The 12,496-nt window shown below is 54.1% G+C and carries 9 protein-coding genes; 3 read left to right on the top strand and 6 right to left on the bottom strand.

The features are described 5' to 3' along the window. Positions 1 to 25 precede the first annotated feature (25 nt). Both ACX1C1_RS08595 and ACX1C1_RS08590 read right to left on the bottom strand, forming a co-directional pair. The gene (locus ACX1C1_RS08595) at positions 26 to 367 is read right to left on the bottom strand and encodes an ArsR/SmtB family transcription factor (protein WP_458957636.1); all 342 of its coding nucleotides are present in this window, start codon (positions 365 to 367) and stop codon (positions 26 to 28) included. A gap of 4 nt (positions 368 to 371) precedes the next feature. After that, the gene (locus ACX1C1_RS08590) at positions 372 to 803 is read right to left on the bottom strand and encodes an SRPBCC family protein (RefSeq protein WP_458956683.1); all 432 of its coding nucleotides are present in this window, start codon (positions 801 to 803) and stop codon (positions 372 to 374) included. 216 nt (positions 804 to 1,019) lie between these two features. Between ACX1C1_RS08590 and ACX1C1_RS08585 the strand changes: the two genes are divergently transcribed. From ACX1C1_RS08585 to ACX1C1_RS08575, 3 genes are all read left to right on the top strand, one after another. Continuing rightward, the gene (locus ACX1C1_RS08585; RefSeq protein WP_458956682.1) at positions 1,020 to 1,598 is read left to right on the top strand and encodes a beta-class carbonic anhydrase; all 579 of its coding nucleotides are present in this window, start codon (positions 1,020 to 1,022) and stop codon (positions 1,596 to 1,598) included. A gap of 322 nt (positions 1,599 to 1,920) precedes the next feature. Beyond that, positions 1,921 to 3,294, top strand: a complete 1,374-nt coding sequence (locus tag ACX1C1_RS08580; RefSeq protein WP_458952756.1) for an IS110 family RNA-guided transposase — start codon at positions 1,921 to 1,923, stop codon at positions 3,292 to 3,294. 549 nt (positions 3,295 to 3,843) lie between these two features. Then, positions 3,844 to 4,698, top strand: coding sequence for an alpha/beta hydrolase family protein (locus tag ACX1C1_RS08575; RefSeq protein WP_458956681.1), 855 nt, complete (start codon positions 3,844 to 3,846; stop codon positions 4,696 to 4,698). A gap of 64 nt (positions 4,699 to 4,762) precedes the next feature. Here ACX1C1_RS08575 and ACX1C1_RS08570 read toward each other — a convergent pair whose 3' ends face one another. The 4 genes from ACX1C1_RS08570 to ACX1C1_RS08555 all read right to left on the bottom strand — a co-directional run bounded on the left by ACX1C1_RS08570 (position 4,763) and on the right by ACX1C1_RS08555 (position 12,462). Next, positions 4,763 to 5,686, bottom strand: coding sequence for an alpha/beta hydrolase (locus tag ACX1C1_RS08570; protein ID WP_458956680.1), 924 nt, complete (start codon positions 5,684 to 5,686; stop codon positions 4,763 to 4,765). A 26-nt stretch (positions 5,687 to 5,712) separates the two neighbouring features. Next, positions 5,713 to 6,717 (bottom strand): glycoside hydrolase family 88/105 protein, encoded by a 1,005-nt coding sequence (locus tag ACX1C1_RS08565; RefSeq protein ID WP_458956679.1) that lies wholly within the window; start codon positions 6,715 to 6,717, stop codon positions 5,713 to 5,715. Between the two features lie 23 nt (positions 6,718 to 6,740). Next, on the bottom strand, positions 6,741 to 10,709 hold the full coding sequence (locus tag ACX1C1_RS08560) for a fibronectin type III domain-containing protein (RefSeq protein WP_458956678.1): 3,969 nt from the start codon (positions 10,707 to 10,709) through the stop codon (positions 6,741 to 6,743). Between the two features lie 178 nt (positions 10,710 to 10,887). Then, the gene (locus ACX1C1_RS08555) at positions 10,888 to 12,462 is read right to left on the bottom strand and encodes an extracellular solute-binding protein (RefSeq protein ID WP_458956677.1); all 1,575 of its coding nucleotides are present in this window, start codon (positions 12,460 to 12,462) and stop codon (positions 10,888 to 10,890) included. Between the last annotated feature and the right edge of the window lie 34 nt (positions 12,463 to 12,496).

Below are 12,496 nucleotides of genomic sequence, written 5' to 3'. Positions count from 1 at the left end.
CGTTTGTGATTCAATGATCGAGGGTTTAGGGAACTTGATTTCCTTCTTCGCCGGATTCTACGTAATGCTTCAGCATCGACAGCTTGTTCTCCCAATAGCGGTCGAAATACGACAACCAACGTTTCAGCTCCGAAAGCGGCTCTGGATTGAGTCGGTAGCGAGTCTCCCGTCCCACCTTTCGATCCTGCACCAACCCCGCATCGGACAATACGCGCAGATGCTTGGACACCGCCGTGCGGCTAATGGGGAAGTGGCTGCTGATGGCGCCGACCGGCATCTCTTGCCCGCCTAACATTTGTAATAGCTCACGTCTTGTCGGGTCGGCGATTGCCTGGAATATATCGAATTTCTGCTGCGGGATCCCCATCGGCTTATTGCCCTGCGTATGCAGCAAGCTTCTTGACGATGCCAACCCATCCGCCAGCCATACGTTCGCGCACGACAGCATGTTTTTCGCCAAAAGCTGTTGCCGTATCTGCGTTCCAGCCGCCATGTGTCAGCGTAAAGTTGGTGCCGCCTTCTGCTGCCTCCAGCTCGAACGTAACCGTCCAATCCTTGTCCCACTTGAAAGCAAGCTTATGCGGTGGATCCAGCTCCACAACCTCACAACGGGATTTCCCCCACTGCGGAGCCTCCAGATGAAATACATGTCCGAGCTCCGGCTGGAAGTCGTTCGGCATGAACCATGCGGCAATCCCTTCTGCCGTCGCCACTGCCTCCCACACCTTAGCTACTGGAGCTTGTATAAATACGCGTTGTACAACATCCTCCAGTTTCGATTCCGCTTGTTGTTTTTGTTCCATATGTGTATGCCATCCTTTCGTTTGTGTATCGAATTGGCTTTTTGACAAAGCGTGTTCTTCTTCACCAAATAGGAAACCTAAAGGTTTCATGTTTTGAATTATATGACACCCATAGGTTTCATGTCAACAATCGGATTTGACGTATGCGCTTACGATATGAATAATATAATAAAATCTATTTTTGACGATACATCATTAGATCGAGGAGGATACACCATGTCTATCGTTTCACAGCTTATGGAATTTAATAAGCAATTTGTCGAAGAAAAGCAGTACGAAGCTTATTTGACTGACAAGTTTCCAGAGAAAAAAATAGCAATCCTCACGTGTATGGATACGCGTCTTGTCGAGTTGCTGCCTAAAGCGCTCAACCTGCGGAATGGAGACGCCAAGTTCATCAAGAACGCCGGCGCGATCCTGACACAGCCGTTCGGAAGCGCAATGCGCAGCATTCTCGTAGCTGTCTACGAGCTTGGCGCGCGCGAGGTGCTGGTCATCGGTCACCATGGCTGCGGCATGACCAACCTGGATGCCAAGGGCATGATCAGCAAATTCAGCGATCACGGCATCGACCCGCTCGCTGTGCAAACGCTGGAGAACGCCGGCATTCGTATGGAACGTTTTCTTCGTGGATTCGCGAGCTCAGAAGAAGGCGTGATGCATAGCGTTCGCATGATTCGCAACCATCCGCTCTTCCCACCGGCGATTCCTGTTCATGGCTTCGTGATCCATCCCGAAACAGGCGAGCTCGAAGTCATCGTTGAGGACTATCGCGAGCAGAACGATCTAAAGTAGCATGGAACCACCTGTGTAGCAAGGTGAAACGGCTATCGCCGTCTTTGGCGGCGCAGCGCGTTTCATTCCGAGAATTCTAAGCTCAGATAAGATGCAAAAACTTATAAATTCTTAGAATTCAAGGTGAAACGGCTATCGCCGTCTTTGGCGGCGCAGCGCGTTTCATTCCGAGAATTCTAAGCTCAGATAAGATGCAAAAACTTATAAATTCTGGCGTGTAATATACTCCTTTTATAAAGGAAAATCCCCAGCGACTATCGAAGAAAGAAGCACCTGACGAAGAGCTTCAATCTAACCACCCACCACAGGAGGTTGAAGTCACATGGGGAAATCCCAACATATTCAAGGCTTAAAGGGAACAAAGTTCAGTCAACAACTGCGAGGTGTTAACCTGGAGCAAGTACTCATCGTAGCGATCGATGCGGCAAAGCTCCACCAAAAAGCACTCATATGCAATTATTTCGGCGACGTGATTGAGAAACCCTTCTTTTTTTCCGTCAGTCAATCCGGAATGAAACTCCTATACGACACGATTGAAAGAGCCATTCGAGACACGGAAGCCGTACGCTTGTTTCTTGGCATTGAAGCAACCGGCCACTACTACGAGGACATTGTCAGACAGATGACCATGCATGGGTACCACGTTCAAATTCTCAACGCCTACACGACCTCTGAAGAGCGTGCCAGCGCTCTTAGTTGGTGCAAAACCGATGACCTCGACCTCGTCGCCATTGCTCACGCCATTCGTAACAATAAAGCGACGGAGTATCGTTTAACGGAAGGCCTGCAAAGACAGTTGCGCGTCCTAACTCGTGCAAAGCGCTCAGAAATTCGCAAGCGTTCTAGCCTTCGTATGGAGATCCGAAACATCCTGGATATCGTCTGGCGTGAGTATCAAGGTTACGCCGAACACCAGAATGGAAGAGCTAAGAAAATAAAAGTGTTTAGCGACTTGTGGGGGAAAGCATCTCTCTACTTCATGGAGTACTACCCGCACCCCGCTCTCGTTTTGCAACTTGGTGAGATGGGGCTACGGAAGCTTTCCGTTCAGCACAACTTGAAGTTGCGTACGAACGCAATCGGCAAGCTGCTTCATGTGGCAAAGGAATCACTTGCCTCAGACGTGCAGACGCTCCGTCCCGAGCTCATGGTGCTACGTATGAAGCTACAGGACCTCCGCGCCTTCGATGCCAAAATCAATACGCTGGACAATGAGATTGAAAACCTGTTGCTTCAGACCGACGGTAGCTTACTCCTTACGGTTCCTGGACTCGGCGTATCCTTGGCGGCAGAGCTCTACGCGGAGATCGGTAATGTCTTGGATTATCAGCATGCCGGGCAACTCATCAAGAAGGCCGGTACCAATCCGATCGTCAAGCAGTCAGGCGGCGGCGCGGGCTCTTATCGCAAAATCTCCAAGCAGGGCAATACTCACTTACGCTATGTCACTTATCTAGCTGGGCGGAGCCTCTGCTTGCATAATGAGGACCTGAAGCCGTTTTACGAACGTCTCAGAAGCCGAGGCAAGCACGAACGCGCAACCTTTGTAGCAATGGGCAACAAGATGCTTAAGATCGCTTTTGCCATGTTACGCGATAAGCAGCCGTTCCATTCCTCCAAGCCAGCTTATCGGCTCGTGCAGGAAATCAACAAAAAGCTCGCCTTTAATTGCATGATCACATCAAGCGCTGCCTAGATACAAAGAAAAATGATGAAGTCGGTATGTCTGGGACCGAGGGAAGATCGGATCAAATTCTGGAGGCCCAGACCTCGTACTAAAGCGTTATCCACCTCGTCCTGTCAATGCGAATTGTACGTTAGAACAGCTATCTGCACTCAGCCAGATTGCATACAGGATTGAAACGAGGCTATTTCTTCAGATTCGAGACATACCGCTTTCGTCCACCGCTTTTCGTCAGTTGGTAACCCTATTTTTAAAATTCTACAGGTTAGGTGTGTTTGGGGTGCTCTAAAGTCCGTAAAAAGTAGTTGACATAGTACGCTTAGAATTTTAAAAGCATGTTAAGGACGCTTCTCGCGTCAGTGACATGCTTTTTTTGATGTTCTGGTCCCTGTATCGTTTGCAGCATTCTGCAACGATCAAGAGCCAGCGCAAGTTAGCCCGTTTCAATTGGAGCCTGCAGAAGCAAGCTTAATAGGAACTAGCCGCTTCAAAGTAGGAGCATTCGCCCACTCCCTGCATATGTTGAATCAACATGTATCGCGTGCGGAGAGGGGAAACATCATGAAAATCGCGGTCGGAATCATTCATGGCATCGGCAGACAACTCCCAGATTTCCATCTGGAGCTGGCCAAGGAGCTGACGGAGCGTCTATCTCTTATATGTCCGGAGATTGAATTGTTTGTAGAAGGCATCTACTGGGGGGATATAACGGAGCGGATCGAGGAGAAGCTGCTATGCAAGCTGGCTCCGTATAAGCTGCGATGGGACAATTGGATCGATGCACGCGGCTTCATGGTGAGCTTTGCCGGGGATGCCATCGCCTATCAACCAATCCCCCGTGCAGATAATCCGCATCCACACGAATTCATCTATACCGATATTCATGAACGCGTCGCGCATAAGCTGCAATGCCTGGCTAGACGCGCGGGCCCGGATGCTCCACTTTGCCTCATTGGTCATAGCCTTGGCTCCATCGTCGCAAGCAACTACCTCTATGATCTACAGAACCGGAAACTCCCGCCCCGTATCCAATCGATCATTGCACACGGCAACTCCCCGCTTGAGAAGGGCGAGACGCTCTCCCATCTCTACACGCTGGGAAGCCCCATCGCGCTTTGGACGCTCCGGTACGATGATTTCGGCAAGCCTGTAGTCGTACCCGCTCCCAAATTCAAGCATCAGCATGTCGGCGAATGGGTCAACTTCTACGACAAGGACGATGTCATCGCCTACCCGCTCAAATCATTAAGTGTGCCCTATAACAAAGCAGTGACCGAAGATATCGAAGCACGCAACCCCGGTTTAATGGCTTGGACACCGCTAGGTTCGCATGGTGGATATTTTCATTCCTCGGTTATCCAAGAGCGGATCTGCCAATCCTTAGCGAAGATGTACCACAGCCTAAATCCGATGTGATGTCGACAATACAAAAGCGGCAGCCCAGGGGAAATATCCAACCTGGATTGCCGCTGTTTATTTGTTATCTGCTCCAAAGCCCGATGTCGGCCAAAAAACGATCGATATCGCCTAGCGCTTCCAAGCTCTCCTCCACTGCCGCCGTATAACCGAATAAAATGAACGCATGCTTCGAGCGGGGGTACAGAATAAGCCTCGCGTCGTTGCCTAAACTACGGTGCGTTTCTACATACCGCACGGACTGCTCCGCTTCGACCGTCCGATCGAGCAAGCCATGCAGCGTCAGCGACGGCGGTTGGCCTGTGCGGGCACGCTGCAATGGGGAGATTAACCTCATCTCCTCGCGCTGCTGAAACCAATCCCGTACAGCCTCCTCCTTGTCAAGAAGCTCCGTACCTAGCAAGGAACCGCGCGCAGAATGGCGCCATTTGTCCGTCACATCAACGATGCCGTTGCAATTAACAACCGCAAAAGGATGGAGCGGACTGCCTTCCGGCAGCGTTCCGAGACAAGCAGCTAGATGTCCGCCTGCGGAATCCCCTGCAACGACGATGCGTTCCGGGTTTATACCCAACTCTGCCGCGTGCTCGCGAAGGAACGTTAGCGCATCCAAGCAGTCGCTCAAGCAATCCTCCACCTTAGATGCTGCAAAAGAGGGATTAGCAACCGGTACCGATTCCGCCCTCGGGATGAGTCGATACTGCACGCAAACTCCGACGGCTCCCCGCAGCGCTGTGTATCGGCTATGGGGCACGAACTGTTCGGGCTGCCCGCCTGACCAGCCTCCTCCGTGAATCCAGAGAATCACAGGACGTTGATCCTCCTGTCTCCACCCTGCCGGTTTCATGACAAGCAGGCGAAGATCCAGGTCTCCAATGCTCTTGTAGATCAGCGTCTCTGGCTCCGCTCCGTCCAGTAGTCTCTCGACCGGCAGCTCCGATTCAAGGCCAGAACCCATCGCTTCCTCGCACCTAATTTTCATTGCCATGTTCCCGCTCCCTTCGCTTATCCTGCTTATATCTCTTCAGACAGCATCATAAGCAGCAACCCTTGGCCGTAGCCCTCCTGACGGCCGCGCGCGATAACGTGGTATTCGCCTGGATGGCTCTGCACGCCCGTGCCGCTTGACACGCCGCGCAGTACACCTTCATGATCGATGAGCGCGCAGACGGCCCGGTACGCCTTGTGAGCCATAGCGGCGAACTCAGGGTCTACCACCCCCTCGCGAATGCCTCGCAGCACGGCGTATGCGATGCCTGCCGCCGCCGAGCTTTCCGTATACGTGCCTGGTTCCGTCACGACCGTCGTCCATAATCCCGACAAGTCCTGATAGGTCTGCAGCCCCTTTAGCTGCTTGTGCAGAACCTCCCGTATCGCCAACCGATCTTCCGCATAGGCTTCCGGAACAATACGCAGCAACTCTACCGCTACAACGGCAGCCCAAGCGTTGCCGCGCGCCCATTGGCAGCCGATAACGTTGCCCTTGCCTTCGTCCCAACCATGATAGAACAAGCCGTTAGGCTGCTGCAGTCCCGCAACATGCACATGGAACTGCCTCAATCCCTCACGAACCGCTTCTTCGTTCCCAAGTCGCAAGCCCGCTTCCGTCAGGAACAATCCCGCCATGAACAGCGTATCGACCCACATCTGCTTCTCGAACTTGGTTTCCGTCAGCGTATGCTCGTAAGCGCCGTTCTCCAGTCTAAGCGCACGGTACAGCAAGTGATCGACGCGATTCGCTAGCCGTTCATCGTAATCGACGATGTCAAGCTTGCCCGACATCCTCATTAAACCCGCCCAAGGAGCCGTGGCATTTACCGTTTCCGGTATCGCGCCCGTACTAAGCTGTTCGCCATACCAGCGTTCGAGAAAAGCGCGAATACTCCCCGAGCCCGTGCTCTCCCATAACGTCGTGAGACCGTACAACGCCACTCCCTCGCTCCAGTTCCACTCACGCAGCGGCATCCGCAGCGTCGCGTCGACAACAGCCTTTCTTACTAACTCGATCGTTCTTGACATCTCTATCGTCCTCTCCCGTTCCATTATGCCTGCGGATATGGCGGCAAGCTGCCCTTCCGCTCATTCTCCCAGAAGTTGAAGCCGTTATGGCCGTATTCATGGCTGCGGATGTAGCGGCGGAATGTCTCGTCCGGCTTTGGATCCCAGTCGATAAGCCCACCCGGAACGGTATCCCTCTCCAGCGAGCAAAGCCCCTCCCCGTTGCCGTTCAAGGCCGCGATGCTATACGCATATTGGCTCTCCGTCTCATCCTGCCCTGCGCGATCGTCCAAATATTGACGCTCACGACCCTCGTAGATCAATTCGTTATGAATCTCTCCCAGCTTCCGCCGATATAGCCGGTAGCTCTGCGCCCCCAGCACCATTCCCCAGGATGCTTGAATCGCCCCGTCATCGCGCTTCAACCGCAAACCTTGAGGTGCTGCGGGAGGAAGCTCCGTCGGATAGATCGGGAACGGCTCGCTCCATTCTCCCGCCGCTTCTCCCCTGCAAGCGCGGACCTTAACGTGAAGCTTCGTTCCCGCTGCCAACCCTTCCAGTTGGAAGCGTTGCGTCGCAATACGATCAACCATCACCTTCCAGGAGCGACAATTATCCTTGCTGATGGCCAGCTCATAACGATCCGCGCCCGCAGCAGCGTCCCATTCTACGTCCGCGGCAGTCGGGGAAGCAATCGATACGCAGATCTTGCCCGGCTTGCCCGGCACGGCATCGCACGCTGTCCATTGCCACTCAGTCCGACCGGCAGGCAATACAAATTCCAGCACCGTCTGGATGCCGCTTCCGCTATGGAGCGTCGACACCTCGTACGCCTTGCCGTCTACGTATAGCCTATGCAGTCTGGACATATGGGAGGACGGCAGCTCCAACCGGACGTTGATCGGCACCGATGAAGAAGAGCGACCACTAAGCGAACCGGCTACGGTAGCAAAGGCGAATGCAGCCTCCGATTCGTTACCGCCTGCGCTTCCTGCTGTGCCACAGTCAGCGGAATTCTCTCCGGCTACCGGCTTGATCGTCGCCGCCAAACCCGCCGCCGCGATGTAACGGCCGCGGAACAACGCCGCTTCAGCATGATTGTTGCCGTAGAGGCGCACGATGCCCGCGTAGCCGTCGAATGCCGCATTCTCTCCGTGGTGGCGAATGCGCGTTGCGCTGCGGAAAATATGATCCTCGCGGCCGACCAGCGCGACGATGGCGCCGTAAGGCATCGCTTTGACGGCTTTAATTTGAGGCTGCCATTCGCCTCGGTGAGTAACTACCGTCAGGAAATCGCCAAAGCCGTCATAATAGCGACCAACAGCGCCGTCCGGGTAGCCATGAGCTTTCCGATTGATCCGGTAGTCTCCGGGTTTAACCTGAGGGCCGTCAATCGGACCGCCCAAGGTCACCGGCGACGAAGCCGCTCCCGGCTTTAGTTGGTAAATAGACGGGAAGGGATCCTCTCGATGCGAGAACCAGGAGAAACGGCCTCGCACCCTCATATCGGCCACCTCATCGTAGATGACAATATAGTCGTTGCCGGACATCAGCACGCTGCGGGAGCGGTAATGAGGCAGCGCATCCGGTCCTGCCAGCAGTTCGGCAAACTGGGCAAAGCGGAAGTCATGCAGCGGTCCCGTCAGCTCGCGTCGACCGATGCTTTTGTATTCATGGCCATCAAGTACAGCAAAGGTAGAGCTGCCTTCTCCCGTCCCCATATTGTCGTCTCCGACATCCTCGGGACGGTTATAGCTGTACCGTTTGCCGTCCGCGTAATAATAGATAATGCCGTTGCCGCCATCGCCGGATCGGCCCCAGCGGTAATTAGGACCTTCGTCGATCTGCTGCAGATGCACCGACATCTCGCCGGATGTCCCGACTGCGGATCGCAAGACGTGACCGTAGCCTGTCATTTTTACCGACTTCAGCTGCGGGGGCGTGCCGACATTCGTTGGCGATTCGTCTTGCAGCATAAGGCGCCAGACGTCGCAATGCGCCTTGCTTTCGAAGCCCGGAGCCTCTACCGGACATACCGCCAGCAGCTGCTCGGCCAGCAGCGGATCGTAGTGTTTCAACATTTCCCCCAGCACCCGAAGCGCGTAAGGCGGGGTCAGCGGATCGTTATGGACACCGGCATGCGCACCCTGTGGCGGATAGGAGCGGCCGTCTCTAAGCGGAGCGCTGAGACTCTTCAGCAGATAGCCCGCGAGCTTGGCCAGATTGGGATACAACAGCGCATTGTCGCCATACGTTTTGCGTATACACCAGGCGGATCGCAGCATCGGTACAAGCGCAGCCCAGACATAGCAGCCCAAATTCTCCGTCCAGCGGCCGCCCTCTGCGTTCCATGCCGCCACATCGGGACGGGTATGATATTTCAGATTCAGCGCCATCGCCTTCTCGTAATGCTCCACCCACCGGCCTGAATGGGGATGATTCGGGAACAGCCCGGACATATAACCGAGGACAGCTTTGTAATCCGCCAGAAAGTTGGGATGACCCGACAGCATCGTATGGATCGGAGCCACATACTCGTCTTCGCGCACATACGCCATCATCGCACTGGACGCCTTGAAGCGGCGGAATTGCTCCGGCGTCATGTCTCTGGCTGACAGGTCGAATACCGGAGTCCAGAAGGCGAACTCACGGCTCGATACGGGAGACGTGCCCTCTACCTGATTGAAGTTGAAGGACAGCTTATCGACGATTTCTTCCATATCCTCCGGTCTCGGCAGCTCATGCAGATCGAAGTACCATAGATGCCCCTCCTCCGGCAGCTGCTCCGGATCGAACAGCCTTGGATATTGCGCCTGCGGCTCCTCCCAATCCAGCACCCAGTCCTTCGTCTTGTCAAGCGCCAGGAAGCTATGCCAGAGTGCCAATTCATCAATTAGCGGAAGTACAGTAAGCGTGATGGGAACTCGAAACGCCGCTGTAGACTGAGCCGCACGCTTCCGATCGGGGTCGTATAACGCAATCTTAGTCGCCCTGACGCCAGAAGCAAGCGGATAGATCCAGCTAAGCCTCTCCTCATCTGCAGCTCCCCCGCTTTCGCCGCAGTATTGGAAAGAAATCGCCAATGTATCCGACGATCTCCAGAGCGCATATTCGCCATCGTTCCATTGCATAGGATCGCCATGAAACAGCCCAGCGGCCAGATGCTGCTCTTCATCCACGAACGCGGCAGATCTTCCGGTATGCCAGGAGTGGAAATTGTCATACGGCAGAATGCGAAACGGCAGCTCTCCGCCACCGCCCAGATAAGCGTCTATCGCCTCTTCGCCCCGGCTCTTCGTATAGCGGCGGGTCGGATTCAGTCCCGTCCAGTCGACAACCAGCCGATTGCCGGACATCCCCTGCATATGCTCCTCCAGCTCGACAAAAGGCATCTCTGCCGCCAAGCGGATTGTAATGGCGTAAAGCGCATCGTTATCCCACAGAAAGGTGATTCGCTGCTCATGAAGAACAGGCCCGGAAGAGACGATCTCGCTCTGCACCGAGCATAACAACTGCCCGCTTGCCAGACGCGCCGTGGCCATCTTGCCGCCGTCCGCCAAATGCAGCCCGAACACCTCTTGCAACGCGGCGGATCCCGCAATCGTTATACCGACGCGCGGTACTGCGACCTCGATCAACCCGTTGCTGAAGCGAAGCGTGTCCCCTTCCTCCCTTACCGTTATCCCACGGGATGAAGCTTCTCCTTCATGCGCTTCTGCAATTGCCACCAAAGCTGGTGCCGCAGTCATCCCGTATGTCAGCTCGTAGCGCCGCGTCGCTCCTCTCGGCAGATCGGTTAGGAATGCGATGGCCCCGCCGGTGACAAAACCTTCCCGCAGTTCGGCCCCTACCAGTTGGGCCGGTACCCGCCGACCTTCTCCGTCCCGCAGAACCAAGCTGTCGGGAGTCGCCTCTCCGGGCTGAAGCTGCAAGGGATACCGCACCAGCGACAGCGGCCATTCATATTGTTGATGATCCAAGTGATCCTTCAATTCGTACACGATTTTCCCCATGATTAACCTCCTGCTGCACATTCTTTGCGCCTCTTGTTCACCTGCGCTGCTTCACCTTAACAACCGGACCGTTATAGATCAAAGCACATCCTCATGCTATCGCTTACATGTTCATGCAGAAAGCCGGGCAGGATATAACCCCCCTGCCCGTCCTTCGTTTCATGATCTGAATGCGCGCTTATTGTAACGAATCGTACAACTCCTGTGCTTCCTTCTGCAGCTGCTCGCCGCCCATGTCATTCCATTGCTTCACGAAGCTGTCGAAATAATCGATTGGCTGATCGCCGCGGATGATCATGGCATACGTTTCGATCTTCAGCTTCTTCAGATCGCCCCAGTATTGGCCGGCCGAAGGCAGGATGTCAGGTTTTCCGAAGATATCCGCAACCGGATTAGCGGCATATTTCTCATTAATTTCACGGAGCTGGTCACCGTAATATTTGTAGAAGATTTCAAAGTTAGGGCGCCCGCCGAAGAACGTTTCTCCGGATTTGATGCCTTCTTCCTTAAGCTTGACTGCATCGTCATACGGCGGCAAGTATTTGACGCCTTCCTTCAGGTCGGTTCCGTTCTTAAAGTCCCAATGCGTACCTTGCGTCCCGTAAGCAAGCGGCACAAATATTTCTTCGTCGTTAATGACAGCATCAATAATTTCGAGTGCGCGCTGCAGCTTCTCCGGCTCATCTTTCATTTGTGCACCAAACGAGATCCCGTTGGCCGCTGTTCCCCATGACCATCCGCCGCTTTCGCCTCGCGGCCCTTTAACTAGCGGACTGAATTCGATCTTGCCTTCTGGATTGATTGCCTTTAATGCAGAAATCGCGGAGTTCGGATTACTTTCGTCCGTCGAAAAAATACTGGTGTTATCATTAAAAGCGAAGGTCCCGTCGATAAACTTTTCGCCAAGATTTTGTCCGGTAACAAATTCGGGATCGATATACCCCTTGCTATACCAATCGGCAAGCAATGTCAATGCTTCCTTAGCCTCCGGCATAACGGCTCCGTTTGTCACCTTGCCGTCCTTGACCGTCCACTGAATTGGCATAACGCCGAACGCGCCGAATATTTTTTGGAAAGCCGCATAATCGGAATTACCGTTAGAGCTCATGCCGTATACGTCGATTTTTTTCAGCGCCTCGAACGCCGCCGTCATTTCGTCGATCGTCTCCGGAATTTTCGTTACTCCCGCTTTCTCCAGCAGATCGACGCGCCATGCGTTCGGAGTCGTGTTCTTGCCGCCGAACAACGTCGGAACGCCATAATTGACGCCTTTATGTTCCGTATAGAACCAGCCCTGCGGCGAATTGGTGTCGATCTCAGCCTTTGTTCGCGGCGCGTATTGCTCGAGCAGCTCCATCGGCACCTCGGCAAGCAAGCCTTGATCCGCATATTTCTTCATTTCGTTGGGATCCATGACGATCATCACGTCCGGGACTTCGCCCGTCGTCATCATGATTTGCTGACGCTGCGCGTAATCGGCACGTGGAATTGAAACGATATTCAGCTTAACGTTAAATTTCTCCTCCACTAACTTCTGACCGAACGAATCCTTCAACGTGACATCGTTGACCATCCACGTCAGCTCGACCGGTCCAGCCTCCTCCACGACTTCTTGGGTGGGGCTTGCCCCCGGCGATGACGGCTCTACCTGATTATTCGAATTGCTGGAGCAACCTGCCGTCACGAGAGTTGTTGCTGCAATCAGTGCCAGACCCTGTAATGCCAAGCTCTTCTTTCCCTTTTTCCATACCATCTTGTTTCCCCCGTTCATAAATGTAGAGTTGCCT

Source organism: Paenibacillus sp. strain BS8-2, assembly GCF_054483835.1.
The sequence above is the reverse complement of the archived record's forward strand: the minus strand, read 5'-3'. Positions and strand labels throughout refer to the sequence as shown.

What these genes read in the sequence shown, in the direction of transcription:
- ACX1C1_RS08595 (WP_458957636.1), bottom strand. Translation starts at nt 367, where the DNA reads ATGGGGATCCCGCAGCAGAAATTCGATATATTCCAGGCAATCGCCGAC.
- ACX1C1_RS08590 (WP_458956683.1), bottom strand. Translation starts at nt 803, where the DNA reads ATGGAACAAAAACAACAAGCGGAATCGAAACTGGAGGATGTTGTACAA.
- ACX1C1_RS08585 (WP_458956682.1), top strand. Translation starts at nt 1,020, where the DNA reads ATGTCTATCGTTTCACAGCTTATGGAATTTAATAAGCAATTTGTCGAA.
- ACX1C1_RS08580 (WP_458952756.1), top strand. Translation starts at nt 1,921, where the DNA reads ATGGGGAAATCCCAACATATTCAAGGCTTAAAGGGAACAAAGTTCAGT.
- ACX1C1_RS08575 (WP_458956681.1), top strand. Translation starts at nt 3,844, where the DNA reads ATGAAAATCGCGGTCGGAATCATTCATGGCATCGGCAGACAACTCCCA.
- ACX1C1_RS08570 (WP_458956680.1), bottom strand. Translation starts at nt 5,686, where the DNA reads ATGGCAATGAAAATTAGGTGCGAGGAAGCGATGGGTTCTGGCCTTGAA.
- ACX1C1_RS08565 (WP_458956679.1), bottom strand. Translation starts at nt 6,717, where the DNA reads ATGTCAAGAACGATCGAGTTAGTAAGAAAGGCTGTTGTCGACGCGACG.
- ACX1C1_RS08560 (WP_458956678.1), bottom strand. Translation starts at nt 10,709, where the DNA reads ATGGGGAAAATCGTGTACGAATTGAAGGATCACTTGGATCATCAACAA.
- ACX1C1_RS08555 (WP_458956677.1), bottom strand. Translation starts at nt 12,462, where the DNA reads ATGGTATGGAAAAAGGGAAAGAAGAGCTTGGCATTACAGGGTCTGGCA.